Origin of the sequence: Salinicoccus cyprini (assembly GCF_007713705.1) — a bacterium.
GTDB classification, from domain to species: domain Bacteria; phylum Bacillota; class Bacilli; order Staphylococcales; family Salinicoccaceae; genus Salinicoccus; species Salinicoccus cyprini.
Map to the genome: position 1 here is coordinate 721,949 of NZ_VMSJ01000001.1, position 22,516 is coordinate 744,464.

Here is a 22,516-nt window from a genome sequence, read left to right on the forward strand (position 1 = left end):
TATGAGAATAGACTGGCATCAGTATTTCCTGGCCCAGAGCCATCTGCTGAGCCTGCGCTCTACATGCGAGCGGCTCAAAGTGGGCGCAACAATTGTAAAGGATAACCGGGTGATTGCCGGAGGGTACAATGGATCGGTGTCAGGCGAAGCCCATTGCATCGATGTGGGTTGCCTGATTGAAGGAAAGCACTGCATCAGAACCATCCATGCAGAAATAAATGCGCTGCTGCAATGTTCCAAGTTCGGGGTATCGACGGAAGGGGCAAGCATCTACGTCACCCATTTTCCATGTGTGCACTGTACAAAATCGCTGATCCAGGCGGGCATCCGTTACATATACTATGCAGAAGATTATAAGAATCATCCGTATGCACTGGAACTGCTGGGGAAGACAGGCGTTCATTACGAGCGTATCCCCTTCAACAGGGATAATGTGATCGATGCACTGCATCAGCAGACATGATTCCTTTTCTTATCCTGCTGGCGATTCTTAATGGATATATTCTGGCCGGCCAGCCGGTCATCGGGTTATTTTTCATCATCACTACCAGTGTAATCAGCTATAGAAAACTGGGAGGCTTGTTTCTCATCCTCCATTGTCTAGTGGCAGCCATCATCTCGATGGCTGTTTTTATGTTGCCTGAAAAAACACCTCCACCAGTTGACAGCATTCCAGGCTTTACCGTCACCGGCTACAAGTACTACCAGGACAGCATTGCACATACTGCCACATACAATGACAGACGGTATGACCTCTATCTCGAGGAATCGGTGAAGCTGCCGGTCGGATATGCGTGTTCAGGGCCGTTTGAAGTGCATATGCCGGCTGAGAACAGGAACTTCATCAAGGTGGACGACAGGATGACAATGAATATCAATGATCTCGCTGGCCGCATAAATGAAGACACCATTGATGCTGCAGCATGCCAACCTGTCGAGAAAACGGCAGGGATGCGGCTGGCCGAAATCAGGGACGGCTATATGGAACGTGTTCTTGGTGCAACTGTCCACGACTACAAGTTTGATATACTGACGCTGTCGGTCGGCAACAAGGCATATATTACATCGGAATTCTTTGATTCACTGCAGAAGCTCGGCATCTATCATCTCTATGTCATTTCAGGCACCCATATCGCATTCATCAGTGGCATCCTGTTCTTCCTGCTCAACCGGCTGCGTCTTGATATTACGACAATCAGACTGGTCATGATGGCCAGTCTGATCCTGTTCCTTTTCCTCAACTTCTTCAGTCCGAGTGTCTTCCGTGCTGTGTTCATGACCGTCGTACTGCTGGCAACCTCATTCACAAGGCATAAGCCGTATCTGGCTGTCATTTCGCTGTCTGCCATCATCCAGATACTGCTAAATCCATGGATCGTCTACCATGCCGGATTCCAGCTGTCCTATATCACCACATTCCTGATTATTCTGAGCCGGAACTACTGGAGCCAGTATGGATTTTTCACACAGCTGTTCGGCATTACACTGATTGCCGAATTCTCCACCCTCGTCATCCTGCTGCATCAGTTCAACGAACTGAGCATCAGCGGCATCATGATGAATCTCATATTCATTCCACTATTCACCTTTCTGATATTTCCGATGGTGATTCTTTTCAATGTAATGGCGTTTACACATCTGCCTGACTTCATGGACGTGTTCTATGCATTCACCTTCGGCATGCTGCGCCAGCTGATCACCGTGATTGCAGAGGGCATGCGTCACCGCATTTCGGTTGCCAATCTGAACTTTTTCTGGCTGATCATGCTTGTCACACTGACGTACTGGATGATCCGCACGCTCTGTCTGAAGCAGTTCAGAAGACTTGTGGTGCTGACTATATGCTTCGGTTTGTCCATATATATGATCGATCGGCTGTCCTATCAGGACTATACGGTAACGATGGTGGATGTCGGGCAGGGGGATGCCTTTGTCATCGAGGATCACAGGAGTGGCACAGTCATCCTGCTGGACACCGGGGGACAGTTCTATTTCCGGGATGCCGGACGCAAGCTTTCTGAAAGGACGGTGCTGCCGTATCTTAAGGAGTCCGGAGTCGACCGGATCGACATGCTGATCCTTTCTCATTTCGATCTGGATCACGTCGGGGAGAGCCACCATATCATGACCGAACTGCCGGTGGATCATGTCTACCTTAATACGAATGACCCGGGGTTTGAAGCCTGGTACGCCGGAGTGCCGCGGGATTTCGAGGGGAAGATTATCAACGCGCTGGAATCACAGGAGATCAGAGCCGGCGGCATTGTGATTGAAAGACTATTTCCAGATGCGACGCTGCAGGAGGTGGATACGAATCAGAACTCACTCGTACTGAAAGTCCATACCGGCAGCTTCAGCTTCCTGTTTACCGGAGACACTGATGTTGAGATGGAAACGCAGATGATGTCTACGCAGGGAACAATCGAAGCGGATGTGCTGAAGCTCGCCCACCATGGCTCGGATACATCAACTGGCGACCACTTTCTCGCCCACTCGACCTTTACATACGGTCTCATCTCGGCAGGACTGGACAATCGCTACGGCCATCCGCATGCGGAGGTTCTCGGGCGGGTCCGGGACCTCAGGCTGCTGGACACCACGAAGCATGGCATGGTACGCTTTACCATCAGGAATGACAGGATGTGCATCGAAACAAAACTTGATGAAACGATAGATCATTGCATAAAAAAAAGAGCTGAATGATCAGCTCTTAACCTGCAACAATCTGGAAGATCTGGGCAATAACATAAATGGCTGTCAGGCCGAGGAAACCAACCAGAAACCCAAGTCCGGAATCGACGATGTCGTTGTTCTTGGATTGTACGTGCTTTTCGAATTTATTCATGAGATAACCTCCTAAACATATCCCTTACAGTATAGGATAAATTCACAAAAAAAGCTATAATGGATTTATAATCAGTACAGGAGCGACTTTATAGATGGAAAAACTACAGCTTATATATGGCAGCAATACCATGAGAATTACAGAAAAGGCGAAATCACTCGCACAGAACTTTGTCGACGAGCCGGACGCGTTCAGTATCGTTACGCTCAATTACAAGGAGACACCGGTCGAGGGCATCATCGAAGAAGCGCAGACCCTGCCTTTCCTGTCCGACCGGAAAGCCGTCATCGTGGACGATGCCATTTCCTTTACCGGCGCCAAAGTACGCTCTGAAGTCGAGCACAATATCGATCTGCTCGTCGAGTACTTCAATAATAAGAATGACGACACGCTGGTCATATTCAAGGTGTTCAGCGAACAGCTTGATAACCGCAAGAAGATCACCAAGCTGATCAAGAGCAAAGGTGAAATCACACAGATCAGTGAAATGACCGAGCAGGAAATCCGCGGCTTCATCAGAAATGAAGTGGATGGGGCAGGCGTGCAGATGGATGCATCGGCCATGGATCTGTTCATCCAGCTTGTCGGCATCAAGTACGAGCACGTATCAAACGAGCTGCAGAAGGTGCTGCTCTATGTCGAGGAATCGGTGACGGAATCGGATATCGAGGCTATTGTCAGTGTCAGCCTCGAACAGAACATATTCAAGCTGACCGACCTGATACTGTCGGGCAGGAAAGCGGAAGCGGTCAAGCTCCTTCGTGACCTCATCCTGCAGAATGAGGAGCCGATGCAGCTGCTGCACCTTATCATCAGCCAGCTGAGACTGCTCTACCAGGTCAAACTGATGCAGCAGGAAGGCTATCAGGGCGACTCCATCGCCAAGGCGCTCAAAGTCCATCCATACCGCGTCAAGCTCGCCGTCCGGGAAGTGCGCAAGTACCAGCAGGCGGAGCTTGAGCGCAAGATGGTCAAATGCCGGGATATCGACTACAAATTCAAATCCAGCTATCTCGACAGGGAGACACTGTTCGAGCTGTTTATTCTGGAAATTTAAAAATCCCCTCTCGAATGAAGTGAACTTTTTTAGTTCACCTCATTCGAGAGGGGATGCGTCATTTAGGAAAATAAAAAAACCTTCCGGAAGAAGGTTTTACTTGGACATCAGTTGAGATTTCACACGAGCCGCTTTGTTAGTGTGGATCAGGTTCTTTTTAGAAGCTTTATCTACATGTTTAACAGCGTTGGAAATAAGTGTCTCAACGTTTTCTGCATTGTTTGTTTTAGCAGTCATCGCACGCTTGACAGCAGTACGCATTTCGTTTTTTTGAGCAATATTTTGGCTATGCGCTTTTTCAGTAGTTTTCACTCTTTTGATAGCTGATTTAATGTTAGGCATTAATTTCACCTCCATCTTATAGTTGTACAACTTTAATTGCAACAAGATGTATTTTATCAAATAAGCCGTGGATATGCAATATAAATAGAAAATGAATTGAACGAAATTGCGTTTGTTGTTATAATACAACCATTGTCATTAAGAGAAAGTTGGAAGATATATGAATGATCAAGAGCGTTTGAAACGTCAGGAAAAAATAAGAAACTTTTCAATCATCGCCCATATTGATCACGGCAAGAGTACGCTTGCAGACCGTATTCTTGAAAATACCAAATCTGTCACATCAAGAGAGATGAAGTCACAGCTTCTCGACTCGATGGATCTGGAGCGTGAACGTGGCATTACAATAAAACTGAATGCAGTGCAGCTTAAATATACTGCTCAGGATGGCGAAGACTATATTTTCCATCTTATAGATACACCGGGACACGTCGATTTTACATACGAAGTCTCCCGTTCTCTCGCTGCCTGCGAAGGCGCGATTCTCGTCGTGGATGCAGCCCAGGGCATCGAAGCCCAGACACTGGCGAACGTCTATCTGGCACTAGACAATGACCTGGAACTGATTCCGGTCATCAATAAGATCGATCTGCCTGCAGCGGATCCGGAACGGATCGCACAGGAAGTGGAGGATGTCATCGGACTGGATAAGGAAGATGCCATCATGGCATCAGCCAAGGCGAACATCGGTATTGAAGAAATACTTGAGAGTGTCGTCAGGACGGTTCCTGCACCGGCAGGAGACCCGTCAGCACCGCTCAAGGCGCTGATCTTCGACTCCATCTTCGACCCGTACCGCGGGGTCATCTCATCCATCCGTATTGTGGAAGGGACAGTCAAACCGGGCGATAAGATCAAAATGATGGCGACCGGCAAGACGTTTGAAGTGGCTGAAGTCGGCATCAATACGCCGAAGCCGCTTCCGGTACAGGAACTGACGGTCGGCGACGTCGGCTATCTGATGGCTTCGGTCAAGAATGTCAGCGACTCCCGTGTCGGTGATACCATCACGCTTGCCGACAATCCGGCTGAAGCACCGCTCCAGGGCTATAAGAAGATGAACCCGATGGTCTACTGCGGCATCTATCCGATTGATTCCGGCAAGTACAATGATCTGCGCGAAGCACTCGAAAAGCTTGAACTCAACGATTCCGCGCTCGTCTACGAGCCGGAGACTTCCCAGGCACTCGGTTTCGGCTATCGTACCGGCTTCCTCGGACTGCTTCACATGGAGATCGTCCAGGAGCGTATCGAGCGTGAGTTCGGCATCGAGCTGATTGCGACGGCACCATCCGTCATATATGAAGTGTTCATGACGGACGGTTCCAAAGTCGTCGTCGACAACCCGGCGGAAATGCCGGATCCGCAGAAGATCGACCACATCGAGGAACCATACGTGAAATCGACGGTCATGGTGCCGAATGAATATGTCGGCTCTGTCATGGAACTGTGCCAGAAGAAACGCGGCAACTTCATCACGATGGACTATCTCGATGATATCCGTGTCAACATCATCTATGAAATTCCGCTGTCTGAAGTCGTCTTCGACTTCTTCGATCAGCTGAAATCCCAGACGAAGGGCTACGCTTCATTCGACTATGAAATGATCGGCTACAAGGAGAGCAGACTTGTCAAGATGGATGTGCTCCTGAATGGCGAGCAGGTCGATGCACTGAGCATCATTGTCCACCGTGATTTCGCCTACGACCGCGGCAAGATCATCGTCGAGAAGCTGAAGACCCTGATTCCGCGCCAGCAGTTTGAAGTGCCTGTCCAGGCGGCAATCGGCCAGAAGGTCATTGCCCGGACGAACATCAAGTCGATGGGCAAGAACGTACTTTCCAAGTGCTATGGCGGGGATATCAGCCGTAAGCGCAAACTGCTCGAGAAGCAGAAAGAAGGTAAGAAAAAAATGAAGGCAGTTGGAAGTGTGGAGATTCCTCAGGAAGCATTTCTCGCTGTACTTAAAATGGACGAAGAATAAAAGCCACTGCATAGTGGCTTTTCGTTTTGAATGGAGTGTCGTCATGGCAGAAAGCCTATATATTCATATCCCCTTTTGCAACCGCATATGCACGTACTGCGACTTCAACAAGGTGCTGATTCACAACCAGCCGGTCGATGCCTATCTGGATGCACTGATCAGAGAGCTGCGCGCAATCAAAGCGCAGAATTTCAGAACCATCTTCGTCGGTGGAGGCACACCGACCGCGCTCAGTGAAGCGCAGCTCGCCCGCCTGCTTGCAGCAGTCAACGAGCGCTTCCACGTAACGGAAGAGTTCACGTTCGAGGCGAATCCCGATGAACTGACACCGGGCAAGCTTGATGTACTGAAGAACCATGGTGTCAACCGCATCAGCCTCGGTGTCCAGACTTTCAATGAGGACCTGCTCAAAGTACTCGGCCGCTCCCATGGCTATGATGACATATTCAATGCCATCAATCATATGGAGAAGATCGGCCTCGACAACTACTCGCTCGACCTGATGTACAATCTGCCAGGCGAGACGATGCAGGATCTGGACGACAGTCTTAGTCATATACAGACGTTGTCACCGAAGCATATCTCCTGGTATTCACTGATCATTGAACCGCATACCGTGTTCTACAACCAGATCAGAAAAGGCCGGATGAAGGTCGATGACGATGACATCGAAGGACAGAAGTACCAGCATGTCATCAATGGTCTCCGGGCTCTCGGCTATCCGCAGTACGAGATTTCGAACTTCTCGCAGCCGGCCTATGAATCGGAGCACAACAAGACCTACTGGAAGAACGAGCCGTACTACGGCGCTGGTGCCGGCAGCCATGGGTATATCGACAGCACGAGATACTACAACATCAAGCCGGTCAACCACTATATCCAGTCCATGGACGAAACGGGCTCGGTCGTCAAAGAGACACTGCCGCTTGACATAAAGGCGCAGATGGAGGAGGAGATGTTCCTCGGCCTGCGCATGAACCGTGGTGTGGATGCCAACCGGTTCGAATCGAAATTCGGCCGTTCCATGGATGACGTCTATGATACTGTCATAAGGCAGGAGACGGACAGGGGACATATCACGAGCAGCGAGGGATATGTTGCGCTGACGGACGCAGGGCGCATGGTCGGCAATACTGTTTTCATGGAGTTTCTGCTTGAAGAATAGTTTTCGATATTAATTGACCATATGGATTGACATACTTTGACCAATTTGATAAATTAATATTGGCACTTGAGGATAAAGAGTGCTAATGAGGTGATGTCAATTTTAACCCAGAGACAGGAAATCATACTATTTTCAATAGTTGACGATTTTTTGAAGGTCATGATGCCCATCAGTTCCAAGCATCTTATTGAAAAGTACAGACTGGACATCTCTTCAGCAACAGTGAGAAACGAAATGGCCAAGCTAGAAACAGACGGATACTTGACCAAGCCGCATACATCGGCAGGCAGAATACCGTCCCGCAAGGCACTCCGGTTCTATACCGGAATGCTGAGCAAGGAGCTTGGCGGTTCCAAAAGCCAGCTCGACTTCGATTTCCATCCCGAAGTGGAGGAGATGGACCGAGGCGGCATGACACGCTCACTGGCCGACGTGATCAGCAGTACGACGCAATATCTGACACAGGTTTCATTGACTGAAGAAGATGAAATCATCAAAGGTCTTTTTCTGACACCCATCACCACAAACACACTACTTCTTATCATCGTCCTTGAGTCGGGAACAATCAGAAAAATACCGGTTGATAGCGATGACTTTGTCACTGTTCCGGAACTTGAAAAGCTCGGCAATGAAATGAATGTCCTGTCATACGGTCAGCCGCTAAGCCACCTGCCGTCGATCATCCATCAGATGCAGGTTGCGCCGACGCTCACTGTATTGAAAGCGAGTATATGGCAGTCGGTCACAGGCGGCATCAGTGAGCCGCATAAGGTGGTCGGACATTCAGGATTCAACCATCTGATCCACCAGATCAGCTCTGATATCGCAACACTTCAGCTGCTGTATGATGATATGGAATCGGATCAGTTGAATGATATCATCGATCTCAATACAATAGATGGGGTCGACGTATACTTCAGTGACGAGCTGAACAGGGATTATGATTCGATTTCTGTCATTGCGACGAATTTCAGTTTCAATGGCATGAATGGAAACCTTATGATAATCGGTCCTGAAATGATGGGGTACAAGGAAGTCATACGGCTCATGTACGCCATACGGAACCAGGAAATGAAAAGGAGTGAACACAGTGACGGAAAATAAAACGAATGAAGAATTGGAACAGCAGAAAAATGACCAGACAGTCGAACCGAGAGAAGCGGACATCGAAAAGGATGAAGCTGCGGTAGAAGCTGCGGAAGCGGACATCGAGGAGAATGAAGCGGATATCGAAGCAGCGGAAGCTGCCGATGAACAGCCGTCCGATCCTAAAGACGAGGAGATTGCGGCACTGAAACAGCAGGTTGAGGCGGAAGAGAACAAATACTTGAAACTCTATGCGGAGTTTGACAACTTCAAGCGCCGCAACCGTCAGGAAATGGAGCTCAACAACAAGTACAAGCACCAGAAGATTGTTGAGGACCTGCTTCCGATCATCGATAACCTCGAACGCGCACTCAGGATCGAAGGAGAGTCCGATTCCTTCAATTCACTGCTTAAAGGTGTGGAAATGGTGTACAATGACCTTGTCAATACACTGATGAAACACGATGTGAAGGAAATAGAAAGCACCGGGCATACATTTGACCCGAACTTCCATCAGGCAGTGATGACGGAAGCTTCTGATGAAGAAGATGGCATTGTCATCGAGGAATTCCAGAAGGGTTATATGCTGAAGGACAGGGTCATCCGTCCGAGCATGGTCAAAGTAAGCGAGTAGCTTCACAGACTGAATGAATATTTACTAAATGGAGGAATTTTATCATGAGTAAAGTTATTGGTATAGACTTGGGAACAACAAACTCTGTTGTATCAGTATTGGAAGGCGGAGAGCCGAAAGTCATCCAAAATGCAGAAGGCAACCGCACAACACCTTCAGTCGTTTCATTCAAAGACGGCGAAAAACAGGTCGGTGAGGTCGCGAAGCGCCAGGCGATCACCAACCCGAATACGATCATGTCCATCAAAAGACATATGGGTACGGACCACAAGGAAACAGTGGACGGCAAGGAATACACACCACAGGAAATTTCCGCAATGATCCTTCAGAACCTGAAAGAGACTGCTGAAAGCTACCTTGGCGAAAAAGTATCCAAAGCGGTCGTTACAGTACCAGCATACTTCAATGACTCCGAGCGTCAGGCGACAAAAGACGCAGGCAGAATCGCCGGTCTTGAAGTTGAGCGCATCATCAACGAGCCGACTGCAGCAGCATTGGCATACGGTCTCGACAAGCAGGAGAAGGACGAAAAAGTACTCGTATTCGACCTTGGTGGCGGTACGTTCGACGTATCCATCCTTGAACTCGGCGACGGTGTATTCGAAGTGCTTTCCACTGCCGGTGACAACCGCCTTGGCGGCGATGACTTCGACAGCGTCATCATTGATCACCTCGTCGACACATTCAAAAAAGAGAACGGCATCGACCTGTCTAAGGACAAGATGGCGATGCAGCGTCTGAAAGATGCAGCTGAAAAAGCGAAGAAGGACCTCTCCGGTGTATCTTCCACTCAGATCTCACTGCCATTCATCTCTGCAGGAGAAGCGGGTCCACTGCACCTTGAAACAAACTTGACACGTGCAAAATTCGATGAGCTTTCAAGAAGCCTCGTAGAACGCACAATGGGACCAACACGCCAGGCAATCAAAGATGCCGGCATCGACAGAAATGAAATCGACCAGGTCATCCTTGTGGGTGGTTCCACGCGTATTCCGGCTGTACAGGAAGCAATCAAGAAAGAAGCCGGCAAAGAACCGAACAAGAGCGTCAACCCGGACGAAGTTGTTGCAATGGGTGCAGCCATCCAGGGCGGCGTACTTTCCGGTGATGTCCAGGACGTTGTACTTCTCGACGTGACACCACTATCCCTCGGTATCGAAACGATGGGCGGCGTGTCTACAGTTCTTATCGAGAGAAACACGACGATTCCGACAAGCAAGTCCCAAGTATTCTCAACAGCTTCAGACAACCAGCCGGCAGTGGATATCCACGTACTGCAAGGTGAGCGTCCAATGGCGGCAGACAACAAGACGCTCGGCAGATTCCAGCTGACGGATATTCCACCAGCACCAAGAGGTGTACCTCAGATCGAAGTGACATTCGATATCGACAAGAACGGTATCGTCAACGTTACTGCCAAAGATCAGGGTACTGGCAAGGAGCAGAAGATCACAATCGAATCCAGCTCCAACCTTTCAGATGAGGATATCGACAGAATGGTCGAGGAAGCTGAAAAGAACGCTGAGGCAGACAAGCAGCGCCGTGAGGAAGTCGATCTGAGAAACGAAGCGGATCAGCTTGTATTCACAACCGACAAGACTATTGAAGATCTTGGCGACAAGGTCGATGCTGAAGAGAAGGAAAAAGCGGAAAGTGCCAAGGAAGAACTGAAACAGGCGCTTGAAGGTTCCGACATCGAAGACATCAAGTCCAAAAAAGAAGCACTTGAACAGATTGTCCAGGGCATGTCCATGAAGCTTTATGAGCAGATGGCCCAGGAGCAGCAGGCCGAGGAAGGTTCAGAAAATGCCCAGACATCAGACGATGATGTGGTTGACGCTGACTTCAAAGAAGTGGACGACGAAGATAAGAAATAATAATGATATCAACTTTTAATTGATAAAAGTCAAAGCCAACCGCATTGGCTTTGACTTTTTTAAATGATATAGTATACAGGTTGGAGGCGATAGAATGGCAAAAAGAGATTACTACGAGGTGCTTGGCGTCAGCAAGGATGCGTCAAAGGACGAAATCAAGAAAGCATACCGGAAGCTGTCAAAGAAGTACCATCCGGATATAAATAAGGACGAAGGATCCGATGCGCTATTCAAGGAAGTATCGGAAGCCTATGAAACACTGAGTGATGAAAACAAGCGCGCCCAGTACGACCGGTTCGGCCATGAAGGCATGAACCAGCAGTTCGGTGGCGGCGGTTTCAGCGGTGGCGGCGGTTTCGGTGGATTTGAAGACATCTTCAGCTCATTCTTCGGCGGTGGCGGAAGAATGGATCCAAATGCGCCAAGAAAAGGCGATGATCTCCAGTACACGATGACCATCAACTTTGATGAAGCGGTATTCGGTGTCACAAAGACGATCACCATCAAGAAGGAAGTGCAGTGTGACGTCTGTGACGGCAGCGGTGCAAAACCGGGCACGTCCAAATCCACATGTAAGATGTGTTCAGGTGTCGGCCGTGTTGCAGTTGAACAGAACACACCATTCGGCAGGATCCAGACAGAGCGTACATGTCCGACATGCAGCGGTACAGGTGAAGAGATAGAAAGCCCATGTGATAAATGTAAAGGTGCCGGCACTGTGACGAAAGATGTGCAGATCGAAGTGACTGTACCTGAAGGTGTCGATAACGGCCAGCAGATCAGATTACAGGGCAAAGGTGAGCCGGGCATCAATGGCGGTCCGGCGGGCGACCTCTATATCGTCTTCCGTGTCAGACCGGATACGAGATTCACAAGAGATGCGGATGACATCCACTACGAACTGCCGATTTCATTTGCACAGGCAGCCCTTGGTGACGAAGTGAAAGTGCCGACAATGAGCTCTGAAGTCGTACTGACCATTCCGGCAGGTACCCAATCGGGCAAAAGGTTCCGTCTTAAGGAGAAGGGCGTCAAAAATGTCCACGGTTATGGATATGGCGACCAGTTCGTTACCGTGAAAGTGGTTACACCAACGAAGCTTACAGAGCGTGAAACGGAACTCTTCCGTCAGCTTGCAGAGCATGGTGGGGAAGACATCACTGAACAGAATGAAAATTTCTTCGATAAGACGAAAAGATTTTTTAAGGGTGACTGATTATGAAATGGCATGAAGTATCCATCCACACTAAGGAGAGCAATGAAGAGCTGCTCTCCGGTTTTCTCAATACAATATCAAAGGGCGTGTCGATCGAGCATTCGCTGGATATTCTGAAGCAGAAGATCGACAATTTTGATGACAAGTATCGTCTGGATCCGAAAGACTATCCGGAAAGTGACATCCGCATCATCGTCTACTTTGACGAGACGGCAGACATTGACAGCAAGCTTCAGGAAATAGAAGGTTTCATCAGCAGCAATGAAATTGATGATGAGGATAACCTGTTTATCAATAGAAAAGAGATCGATGAAGAGGACTGGGAAAACGAATGGAAGAAGTATTTCCACAGCTTCCGTGTATCGGACAGATTTGTCATCGTCCCTTCGTGGGAGCTTGAAGATTATAAGTTTGAGGCAGAAGACAAGCTGATAAAACTCGATCCCGGCATGGCATTCGGCACCGGCGACCATCCGACAACGAGCATGTGCCTCAGGATGGTGGAGAGTACGGTGGAGCCGCATCATAAGATCATCGATGTCGGTACCGGCTCGGGCATTCTGACCATCGGCGCCCATCTGATGGGTGCGAGGGATCTGAAAGCGACGGATATAGACGAGCTGTCCATCAAGGTTGCCCGCGAAAACTTCGAACTGAATGCATGTGTGGATGATGTTGTTCTCGAAACCGGAGACCTGCTGAAGTCGGAATCCGGGCAGTACGATATCATCATTGCCAACATACTGGCGCATATCATCGATGAGATGATCGAGGATGCCTACACGCATCTGAATCGAGGCGGCAGCTTCATCGCCTCCGGCATCATCACGGAAAAGCGTGATTCGATCGTGGATCACATGACACGTACTGGATTCTCCATTGAGGAAATACTTGAAGATAATGGCTGGGTCAGCATCCATGCCAGGAAAGCGTAGACCGATGCAGAGATATTTTATAGACGAAGCATTGGAAGTGGATCAGCACTTCAGCATCACCTCGGATGATGCACACCATATGAAGAATGTGATGCGCTTTCGTCCTGAGGACACTTTTCATGCTGTCGATCAGAAGCAGTGTACGTACCTATGCGAAATTGCAGAAGTATCTCACGATATCGACTGCCGTGTGATCAGCGCTGTCGACGAGTCGCCTGAACTGCCGGTGAAGGTTACCTTGTACTGTCCACTTTTAAAAGGTGAAAAATTCGACTGGATGATCCAGAAGGCGACGGAGCTCGGTGCCCATGAATTTCTGATCTATGAGGCGGACCGCAGTATCGTCAGATTGGATGACAAGAAGCGGAAGAAGCGGCTTGAGCGGTTTGGCAAGATTGTCAAGGAAGCCAGTGAGCAGAGCAGAAGACAGGTCATTCCCAATATCGATTTCGTGCCTGCAGTGGACAGGCTTGATTTCGAAGAATACGATCGCCTGCTGTTCGCCTTTGAAGGCAACGCGCTCAACCCTGCGACAAATATCCAGAGCGCCATTTCGGATATTGCTCATGGCAGTCGCATTGCATTCATATTCGGTCCGGAAGGCGGATTCAGTGAAGCGGAGACCAAGCAGTTGTCAAAGCATCACTCGATCCGTCTCGGACCCAGGATACTTCGTGCCGAAACAGCCCCATTATATGCACTCTCAGCCATCAGTAATAGTTTTGAAACGCCTGCCTCCAATTGAAGAAAGGGGCAGGCTATGCTATTATATGGAGCGTATGGACCATAAATTTATGAAGAAAGATCTGATTTATATGAGCGAAAGAACAATTGCATTTCAGACATTGGGCTGTAAAGTAAATCATTATGAAACAGAAGCGATGTGGCAGCTCTTCAAGAACGAAGGGTATGATCGTGTCGATTTCAGCCAGAATGCAGATGTGTTTGTCATCAATACATGCACTGTTACCAATACAGGCGATAAGAAGAGCAGGCAGGTCATAAGGCGTGCCATCAGAAATAACCCGGATGCAGTCGTCGCTGTTACAGGGTGCTACGCCCAGACAGCACCAAAGGACATCATGGCCATTCCGGGTGTCGATATTGTGATCGGTACTGAAGACCGTGACAAGCTGATCGGCTATGTCAACCAGTACCATGAAGAGCGCCAGCCGATCAATGGTGTTAAAAATATCATGAAGAAGCGTACATACGAAGAAATGGATGTCCCTTATTTTACGGACCGTACGCGTGCAACGCTGAAAATACAGGAAGGCTGCAACAATTTCTGCACTTTCTGCATCATCCCGTGGGCACGTGGACTCATGCGTTCCCGTGACCCTGAGAAAGTGGTTGAACAGGCCCAGCAGCTGGTCGACCAGGGATACAAGGAAATCGTACTGACCGGCATCCACACAGGTGGATACGGTGAAGATCTGAAGGACTACAATCTTGCCCAGCTACTGCGTGACCTTGAAGAAGTGGATGGTCTCAACCGTCTGCGCATCTCGAGCATCGAAGCGAGCCAGCTGACTGATGAAGTAATTGATGTCATCAACGATTCGAATAAGATCGTCCGTCACCTGCATATTCCGATCCAGTCGGGCAGTGACACTGTACTGAAGCGCATGCGCAGAAAGTACACGATGGAATTCTTCGAATCCCGCATCATCAAGCTGAAGGAGATCATGCCGAATGTGGCAATCACAAGTGATGTCATCGTCGGATTCCCGGGTGAGACAGAGGAGGAGTTCAAAGAAACATACGACTTCATCAAGAAGCACCATTTCTCAGAGCTCCACGTATTCCCGTATTCCATCAGAACCGGCACACCGGCAGCCAGAATGACCGATCAGATTGATGAACAGACGAAAAGTGACCGTGTCCACCAGCTGATCGAGCTGTCGAACAGCCTGGCACAGTCCTATGCGGACCAGTTCAAGGATGATGTGCTTGAAATCATTCCTGAAGAAGAGAAAGACGGCAAATTAATCGGACATGCCGACAACTACATGAAAGTCGAAGTTGAAGGAGACGTATCACTTACGGGTGAACTGGTAAAAGTCAAAGTGACTGAACCGGGCTACCCGGTCAGCAAAGGTGAGATCGTCAAAGTGCTGGAGAAGCCGATGGTCAAAGCATACGCATATCTTGAGCGCACGATGCACTAGTATACAATAAGCAATATCATTAACGAAGCACCAGGCAACAGACTATAAACTATTATGGAGTGATACGATGGAACTTTCGAAATATATTGATCATACACTGCTCAAGCCAGAAGTGACACAGGATCAGATTTTTGAACTGTGCCAGGAAGCGATGGAATACAATTTCTGCAGCGTCTGTGTCAACCCTGCATGGGTGACGACGTGCAAGGAGCTACTTAAGGACAGCGATGTCAGAGTATGCACGGTCATCGGTTTCCCGCTCGGCGCGACAACAAGTGAAGTCAAAGCGTTTGAAACGATGAATGCGATCCAGAATGGTGCCGATGAAGTGGATATGGTCATCAATATCGGCGCACTCAGATCCGGCAATGAAGATCTTGTCTTCAATGACATCAAAGCTGTATGTGATGCTGCAGGCCAGGAAGTTCTGGTAAAAGTCATCATCGAAACAGCACTTCTTGATTCCGATGAGATCGTCAAAGCCTGTGAACTGAGCAAGAAATGTGGTGCGGATTTCGTCAAGACATCCACCGGCTTCAATGGTGAAGGTGCCAAGGCCGAGGATGTAGCACTCATGCGCATGACTGTCGGGGAAGACATGGGCGTCAAGGCGAGCGGCGGTGTGCGTTCATTCGAAGATGCCAAAGTAATGATAGAAAGTGGTGCAACAAGAATCGGCGCATCCAGCGGAAAAGCCATCGTCAGCGGTGGATCCAGCGAAAGTTCTTATTGAATTAGCAGTTGACCGGCTTTTTACAATATATTATAATGTGTGAGTACATAGTATTAGCTATGTAAATGTAAGGTTTTTGTTATCCGGAGGGAGGGAAGACGATGTCTAAAACAGTAGTTAAAAAGAACGAACCTATTGAAGACGCGCTGCGTCGTTTCAAACGCACAGTTTCTAAAAGCGGTACGATTCAGGAAGCTCGTAAGAGAGAATTCTACGAAAAGCCTAGCGTAAAGCGTAAGAAGAAATCTGAAGCTGCCCGCAAACGTAAATTCAAGTAGGTTGAACTCCCTCTGATAATTCAGATATATGACAGCACATTGTGCTGTCTTTTTTTTCAATTATTTTAATAATATTAATTTTTGATGTATAATGAAATCAATGGAGGGGATACATATGGCGGTAACAGAAACATTTTTGACTGGTAGCATTCTTATAACATTCAGAGATGTCGTCACCATGCCATTGGTTGCCTTTATTTTACTATCAATCTTTTTCCTGGGACTGATCTACCAGGTGTTTTCCGAAAACATCAATGTTGTCGGTGTACTGTCCATTGCCTCGATCATCATCTTCTATTCCGGTCATCTGCTTATCGGCGACTACAATGGTATCGCGCTTGTGCTGTTTGTGTTCGGCATTGCGCTTATTATTATGGAATTCTTTGTCATTGGGGCAATTTTAGGTATTATCGGCAGTATACTTCTGCTTTTCAGCATTCTTCTGGTAAGTGATAGCATGGCAGTCTACAGTCTGTTTCTGCTTGGCATCATTTTACTGGCACTAATCGAGTGGGTGATATTTGTGAAATACAAAAAAAGAAAAATACCAATACTGAGCCGTCTGATACTTAACGATTCGACTGATGCGGAATCAGGATACACATCATTTGATGACCGTTCCTACCTGCTTGGAGAAACTGCCATGACAATGACACCGTTGCGACCATCAGGCACGATAAGATATGGCGACCAGCGCATCGATGCAGTGGCTGAAGGCTCCTATATCGCCGGAAATGTTGAAGTGAAGGTAATTCATGTTGAAGGAACACGCGTGGTTGTCCGCCCTAAAGAAGATTAATCTAAAGGAGCGTTTTACATGAATCTAATGTTTATCACGGGATCAGGTCTGATGATAATATTTCTTGTTGTCATCGCAATCATTGTCATTGCTTTCCTACTCTCCTTTGTACCGATCGGATTATGGATTTCCGCCATCTCCGCCGGTGTCAATGTAGGCATCTTCTCCCTCGTCGGGATGAGACTGAGACGGGTCAAGCCTAAACGCGTTATCGAACCGATGATCAAAGCACACAAGGCCGGTATTAAAGTGACAACAAACCAACTTGAGTCGCACTTCCTTGCTGGCGGTAACGTCGATCGCGTTGTTGATGCCCTGATCGCTGCACAGCGTGCAGACATCAACCTCACATTCGAAAGATGTGCGGCCATCGACCTGGCCGGACGTGACGTTCTTGAAGCGGTACAGATGAGTGTAAACCCTAAAGTCATCGAAACACCTTTCATCAACGGTGTCGCAATGGATGGTATCGAAGTGAAGGCGAAATCCCGTATTACGGTACGCGCCAACATCGAACGTCTTGTCGGTGGTGCAGGGGAAGATACGATCGTTGCCCGTGTCGGTGAAGGTATCGTATCCACAATCGGTTCTTCCGAAAAGCACACGAAAGTACTTGAAAATCCGGATATGATTTCCCAGACGGTTCTATCCAAAGGACTCGATTCCGGTACAGCATTCGAAATCCTATCAATCGATATCGCAGATGTGGATATCGGCAAGAACATCGGTGCCGACCTTCAGACTGAACAGGCTGTGGCAGATAAGAACATCGCCCAGGCGAAAGCAGAAGAACGTCGTGCAATGGCCGTTGCCCAGGAACAGGAAATGAAGGCACGTGTCGAAGAAATGAGAGCGAAAGTTGTGGAAGCAGAATCCAAAGTGCCACTTGCCTTTGCCAAAGCATTGGAAAATGGCAATATCGGTGTAAGCGACTACTACAACCTTAAAAATGTCGAAGCGGATACAAACATGAGAGATTCCATCAATAAGATGACGGATCCGACACGTGAAGACAATGAATAGGCTGTGATACTATGGAAATAATTCCTCTGCTCATCTTCATCGGCGGTATCATCTATACTGCGATTGCTGGCCAGAAGAATAAAGACAAGGACGGAGAGCGGAATATTGATCCAAGCAAGATGGACCGGCCGACTGGTCCATCTGCACCAAGAAGAAGACAGTCAGATATCCCCGATCGTCCGAAAGGACTTTTCGATGATCTTTTCGGAGAAGTGGAACGCCGCCTTTCCGGAGAAGAGCAACAGACACGGCAGACGACAGGAGAAACGCGCAGCTCAAGACCTGCGAATGAAAGGCCCGCGCGCCAGTCCAGCCAGCGACCGATGACGGAACGGTCATTCGGCCGCACTCTGGAAGAAAAGGCCAAAGATACCAATGTCGGCAGACGGGCGATGAATACTTACGAAGAGAAAGCCCAGGAAGTCAGACAGAGAGCAGATCAGGCGGAACAGAGGGTACAGGAGGTAAGATCCAATTCCCGTTACGACCGTACACGCCAGTCCGAAATCGAGACCGGGGGACGCGGATCACAAAGAAGGCAACCTGTTCATGAGCAGCCGAAGCCTAAAGTTCGTAGAGAATCATTGTCTTTCGGCCGTAAAGATATCGTCAATGGTGTCATCTTTTCAGAAATCATCGGAAAACCAAAATCAAGAAAGTAGCGTCAGCATATGCTGGCGTTCTTTTTTGTTTAATTTTGATTGTTTTTGATTGTTAGTGATTGACTATGATTAATTTATGTATTATATTTAACAGGAAGAAGGTGATGGAATGCTGACCAACCAGAGATATGAAAAAATAATGGACCATCTTAATGAAAATGGAATGGCGTCAGTCAACGAACTTGTTGATATTACTTCAAGCAGTGCCCCGACAATACGCAGAGACCTGACCCACCTTGAGGAGAAAGGGCTGATTGAACGGGTGCATGGTGGTGCAGCGATCAGCCATATCGAGCATGAAGAGGACTACAGGGATAAAGCGGTCAAGAATCTATCTAAAAAGATCAAAATCGCTCAAACTGCTGCCAGTCTCATCGAAGACGGCGACATCATCTTTATAGATGCAGGAACAACGACTTATGAAATGCTGCCTTTCATTTCGCAGGAAGATCTGACCATTGTCACGAACAGCATTACACTGATTGAACAGCTCGTCAGAAACGGCCATCGGACGCATGTCCTTGGCGGCAGAGTCAAACCATCCACCAAAGCCGTTGTCGGACCTGAAGTGATCGATGTGATCAGCAGGCTGTCATTTGATAAATGCTTCATCGGTGTCAATGCCATTGACACCGCCCACGGTCTGTCCACTCCGGAAGAGGAGGAGGCATATATCAAAAGCCGGGCCATCCGGCAGTCGAGAAATGCCTATGCTTTGGTCGACAGCACGAAATTCAATCGATCTGCATTCATACAGTTCGCTGACATCGAAGATGCATTCATCATTACAGATGATGTCAAACACAGTTTCATTGAAAAAATAAAATCACGTACTGAAATATATGGAGGTGAAAAGAAATGATCTACACTGTAACATTCAACCCCTCGGTCGACTATGTAATGAAAATTGAAGCACTTGAACTGGGCAGTCTGAACCGTACTTCGGATACTGCGAAGTATGCAGGAGGCAAGGGGATCAACGTATCCAGAATTTTGAGCGCGCTTGATGTACCATCGACCGCACTCGGTTTTGCGGGCGGATTCATGGGTGAATTCATCAAGGATACGCTTAATACGCAAGGTATACAGAGTGACTTCATCGAAGTCGATGGAGATACACGCATCAACGTTAAACTGAAGACGGGTGAAGAGACTGAAATCAATGCTGCAGGTCCAGCGATCACCGATGCAAACATCAGCAGGCTGGAAGCCCAGCTGATCGATCTGTCACCGGAAGATCATGTGGTTTTCGCCGGCAGTGTGCCTTCAGGATATGATCACCTCTACGAGACACTGGCAAAACTGCTGCATGACAGAAACATCGAATTTACCATCGATGCAGAAGGCGCAAAACTGACTTCGACACTGCAGTATGGTCCATATCTGATCAAACCGAACCAGTTTGAACTGGAAGGCATCACCGGCAGATCATTGTCCACGACAAGCGAGATGGTTGAGGCTGCACGCAGCCTGCTTGACAGGGGCGCAAAGAACATCCTTCTGACGCTTGGCAAGGATGGCGCATTGTTCATCAGCCGTGATTACGAGTATTTCGTTCCGTCACCGAAAGGGACGCTTAAGAATTCCGTGGGCGCAGGGGATTCGACAGTTGCAGGGTTCATCAGCAGAAAAGGCAGCAGTATCAGAGAGCAGCTCAAGTACGCCATCGCATGCGGCAGTGCTACAGCATTCAGCGATGATCTAGCAACCAGGGAAGACATCGAAGTACTGCTCGATAAAATAGAAGTTCAATCGATAGAAGAGGTGAAATGATGAGAATAACAGAGCTTTTGACAAAAGACACAATCAATATGAATGTCCGTGCATCCAGTAAGGATGCAGTGATTACAGAGCTTGTCGACGGGCTTTTTGGCGCAGGTAAGATTTCAGAGAAAGATGGTTTTGAAGCTGCTATCCATAGAAGGGAATCACAGAGCACGACAGGTGTTGGAGACGGTATTGCCATTCCGCACGCCCAGACGACGGAAGTACTCGAACCGGCCATCATGTTCGGCAGAAGCCAGGAAGGCATCGACTATGACTCAATGGACGCACAGCCAGCATACCTGTTCTTCATGATTGCAGCACCTGAGGGGCAGGCGACCACGCATCTTGATGCACTGGCCAAGCTTTCGACGATCCTGATGAATGATGACGCCAGAAAACAGCTGATGAATGCATCTTCGAAAGAAGAAATCATAGAAACGATCGACGCCTTCGATGAATCCGAGGCGACTGAAGAAGAAGTCTCCGCCCCCTCGGACCGCCCGTACATCGTTGGAGTCACCGCCTGCCCGACCGGCATCGCCCATACTTATATGGCTGCCGATGCGCTGAAGAAGAAGGCGGCTGAACTGGGCTACGACATCAAAGTTGAAACAAACGGCTCTGCCGGTGTTAAAAATGCACTGACGAATGAAGATATTGCACGCGCAGCCGGTGTTGTTGTTGCTGCGGATACGAATGTTCAGATGGCACGCTTCGATGGCAAGAACGTTGTAGAATCTCCGGTTGCAGACGGTATCAAACGTCCGGAAGAACTGCTCAACCAGGCGATCGATACAAGCCGTTCTCCATACAGGGCAACCAAATCCAAGCAGGAGCTTGAAGAGGGCGAACAGTCTACAAAAGGCAAGTCCTCCATCTACAAGCACCTGATGAATGGTGTATCCAACATGCTGCCGTTCGTTGTTGCCGGTGGTATACTGATCGCCATCAGCTTCATGTTCGGTATCAATTCAGCAGATCCTGAGAGCGTTGAGTACAGCCCGATTGCCGAAATGATCAACTTCATCGGCAACAACGCATTCCAGCTGATGATTCCAATACTGGCCGGCTTCATCGCGATGAGCATCGCCGACCGTCCAGGTCTCGCACCAGGTATGATCGGTGGACTCATGGCTTCGACAATGGGCTCAGGATTCCTCGGCGGTCTGATTGCCGGTTTCCTTGCCGGTTATCTGATGGTCGGTATAAAGAGAGTGATGGAAAACCTGCCACAGGCACTTGAAGGCTTGAAACCTGTCCTGCTCTATCCATTGGTCGGTGTATTCCTGACCGGCGTCATCATGTACTATATTGTCGATCCGCCAGCAACAGCACTGAACGAATGGATGAATACGACACTCAGCAGCATGAGTGGAACGAACATTGTACTGCTCGGCGCCATTGTCGGCGGCATGATGGCCATCGACATGGGCGGTCCGATCAACAAGGCAGCCTATGCATTCGGTATTGCAGCACTTTCCGCCAATAACCCTGAACCGATCACAGCAGCAATGATCGGAGGTATGGTACCACCACTTGCCATCGCAGTTGCCACAATGGTATTCAGAAACAGATTCACGGAAGTTGAGAGATCTTCCGGTCCGACAAACGTCATCATGGGGGCATCATTCATCACAGAAGGTGCCATCCCGTTCGCAGCAGCCGATCCACTGAGAGTCATTCCATCCATGGTCGTCGGTTCTGCAACAGCAGGCGCACTCGCCATGGCATTCGCAACATCCATCAATGCACCACACGGTGGACTGTTTGTCGCCCTGACGATCGGAGAAGGAAAACTCATGTTTCTTGTCTCACTCCTTATCGGTACAGCCGTTTCAGCGTTGATTCTCGGACTGCTGAAAAAACCAATTAGACAATAAAATAAACAATAAAATGAATCCCCCCATGAAGTATCATGGGGGGATTACTAATGGTTGCTGGC

22 protein-coding genes are annotated in these 22,516 nt (G+C 48.6%); 20 read left to right on the forward strand and 2 right to left on the reverse strand.

What is annotated here, in order from left to right:
* Position 1 precedes the first annotated feature (1 nt).
* Both FO441_RS03500 and FO441_RS03505 read left to right on the forward strand, forming a co-directional pair.
* Positions 2 to 463: a ComE operon protein 2 gene (locus FO441_RS03500; protein WP_145285845.1), complete on the forward strand. Its 462-nt coding sequence runs from the start codon at positions 2 to 4 to the stop codon at positions 461 to 463.
* On the forward strand, positions 460 to 2,703 hold the full coding sequence (locus tag FO441_RS03505) for a DNA internalization-related competence protein ComEC/Rec2 (protein WP_145285848.1): 2,244 nt from the start codon (positions 460 to 462) through the stop codon (positions 2,701 to 2,703). Before FO441_RS03500 ends, FO441_RS03505 begins: the two co-directional genes overlap by 4 nt.
* A gap of 7 nt (positions 2,704 to 2,710) precedes the next feature.
* On the opposite strand, the gene FO441_RS03510 is transcribed toward FO441_RS03505, so the two are convergent.
* Positions 2,711 to 2,845, reverse strand: a complete 135-nt coding sequence (locus FO441_RS03510; RefSeq protein WP_145285851.1) for a YqzM family protein — start codon at positions 2,843 to 2,845, stop codon at positions 2,711 to 2,713.
* Between the two features lie 94 nt (positions 2,846 to 2,939).
* Here FO441_RS03510 and holA point away from each other — a divergent pair, with 94 nt between their 5' ends.
* Entirely contained in the window at positions 2,940 to 3,902 is a 963-nt protein-coding gene (gene holA, locus FO441_RS03515; protein WP_145285854.1) for a DNA polymerase III subunit delta, read from the forward strand.
* A gap of 96 nt (positions 3,903 to 3,998) precedes the next feature.
* Here holA and rpsT read toward each other — a convergent pair whose 3' ends face one another.
* Positions 3,999 to 4,244, reverse strand: coding sequence for a 30S ribosomal protein S20 (gene rpsT / locus FO441_RS03520; RefSeq protein WP_145285857.1), 246 nt, complete (start codon positions 4,242 to 4,244; stop codon positions 3,999 to 4,001).
* Between the two features lie 160 nt (positions 4,245 to 4,404).
* Between rpsT and lepA the strand changes: the two genes are divergently transcribed.
* From lepA to FO441_RS03605, 17 genes are all read left to right on the forward strand, one after another.
* On the forward strand, positions 4,405 to 6,228 hold the full coding sequence (lepA, locus tag FO441_RS03525) for a translation elongation factor 4 (RefSeq protein WP_145285861.1): 1,824 nt from the start codon (positions 4,405 to 4,407) through the stop codon (positions 6,226 to 6,228).
* Between the two features lie 43 nt (positions 6,229 to 6,271).
* Complete coding sequence (gene hemW, locus FO441_RS03530; protein ID WP_145285864.1) at positions 6,272 to 7,393, forward strand: radical SAM family heme chaperone HemW; 1,122 nt, start codon at positions 6,272 to 6,274, stop codon at positions 7,391 to 7,393.
* Positions 7,394 to 7,555: 162 nt separating this feature from the next.
* Complete coding sequence (locus FO441_RS03535; protein ID WP_246094993.1) at positions 7,556 to 8,497, forward strand: heat-inducible transcription repressor HrcA; 942 nt, start codon at positions 7,556 to 7,558, stop codon at positions 8,495 to 8,497.
* A complete protein-coding gene (grpE, locus tag FO441_RS03540; RefSeq protein ID WP_145285870.1) occupies positions 8,484 to 9,113 on the forward strand; it encodes a nucleotide exchange factor GrpE in 630 nt (209 codons plus the stop codon). Before FO441_RS03535 ends, grpE begins: the two co-directional genes overlap by 14 nt.
* Before the next feature lie 44 nt (positions 9,114 to 9,157).
* The gene (gene dnaK, locus FO441_RS03545) at positions 9,158 to 10,990 is read left to right on the forward strand and encodes a molecular chaperone DnaK (protein ID WP_145285873.1); all 1,833 of its coding nucleotides are present in this window, start codon (positions 9,158 to 9,160) and stop codon (positions 10,988 to 10,990) included.
* 94 nt (positions 10,991 to 11,084) lie between these two features.
* Positions 11,085 to 12,206, forward strand: coding sequence for a molecular chaperone DnaJ (dnaJ, locus tag FO441_RS03550; protein ID WP_145285876.1), 1,122 nt, complete (start codon positions 11,085 to 11,087; stop codon positions 12,204 to 12,206).
* Between the two features lie 2 nt (positions 12,207 to 12,208).
* A complete protein-coding gene (prmA, locus tag FO441_RS03555; RefSeq protein ID WP_145285879.1) occupies positions 12,209 to 13,141 on the forward strand; it encodes a 50S ribosomal protein L11 methyltransferase in 933 nt (310 codons plus the stop codon).
* Between the two features lie 4 nt (positions 13,142 to 13,145).
* Entirely contained in the window at positions 13,146 to 13,886 is a 741-nt protein-coding gene (locus FO441_RS03560; RefSeq protein ID WP_145287323.1) for an RsmE family RNA methyltransferase, read from the forward strand.
* Positions 13,887 to 13,956: 70 nt separating this feature from the next.
* Entirely contained in the window at positions 13,957 to 15,312 is a 1,356-nt protein-coding gene (gene mtaB / locus FO441_RS03565; protein WP_145287326.1) for a tRNA (N(6)-L-threonylcarbamoyladenosine(37)-C(2))-methylthiotransferase MtaB, read from the forward strand.
* A 67-nt stretch (positions 15,313 to 15,379) separates the two neighbouring features.
* A complete protein-coding gene (gene deoC, locus FO441_RS03570) occupies positions 15,380 to 16,045 on the forward strand; it encodes a deoxyribose-phosphate aldolase (protein WP_145285883.1) in 666 nt (221 codons plus the stop codon).
* Between the two features lie 101 nt (positions 16,046 to 16,146).
* Positions 16,147 to 16,323, forward strand: a complete 177-nt coding sequence (gene rpsU / locus FO441_RS03575) for a 30S ribosomal protein S21 (RefSeq protein WP_017548804.1) — start codon at positions 16,147 to 16,149, stop codon at positions 16,321 to 16,323.
* A gap of 115 nt (positions 16,324 to 16,438) precedes the next feature.
* Positions 16,439 to 17,122 carry an NfeD family protein gene (locus FO441_RS03580; RefSeq protein ID WP_145285885.1) on the forward strand — a complete coding sequence of 228 codons (684 nt, stop codon included), beginning with the start codon at positions 16,439 to 16,441 and terminating at the stop codon, positions 17,120 to 17,122.
* Between the two features lie 33 nt (positions 17,123 to 17,155).
* Positions 17,156 to 18,145, forward strand: a complete 990-nt coding sequence (gene floA, locus FO441_RS03585; RefSeq protein ID WP_145287329.1) for a flotillin-like protein FloA — start codon at positions 17,156 to 17,158, stop codon at positions 18,143 to 18,145.
* 11 nt (positions 18,146 to 18,156) lie between these two features.
* The gene (locus tag FO441_RS03590) at positions 18,157 to 18,807 is read left to right on the forward strand and encodes a hypothetical protein (RefSeq protein ID WP_145285888.1); all 651 of its coding nucleotides are present in this window, start codon (positions 18,157 to 18,159) and stop codon (positions 18,805 to 18,807) included.
* 109 nt (positions 18,808 to 18,916) lie between these two features.
* Positions 18,917 to 19,669, forward strand: a complete 753-nt coding sequence (locus FO441_RS03595) for a DeoR/GlpR family DNA-binding transcription regulator (RefSeq protein WP_145285891.1) — start codon at positions 18,917 to 18,919, stop codon at positions 19,667 to 19,669.
* Positions 19,666 to 20,580, forward strand: coding sequence for a 1-phosphofructokinase (gene pfkB / locus FO441_RS03600; protein ID WP_145285894.1), 915 nt, complete (start codon positions 19,666 to 19,668; stop codon positions 20,578 to 20,580). Before FO441_RS03595 ends, pfkB begins: the two co-directional genes overlap by 4 nt.
* The gene (locus FO441_RS03605) at positions 20,580 to 22,454 is read left to right on the forward strand and encodes a PTS fructose transporter subunit IIABC (protein ID WP_145285896.1); all 1,875 of its coding nucleotides are present in this window, start codon (positions 20,580 to 20,582) and stop codon (positions 22,452 to 22,454) included. The genes pfkB and FO441_RS03605 overlap by 1 nt, the downstream gene beginning before the upstream one ends.
* Positions 22,455 to 22,516 lie beyond the last annotated feature (62 nt).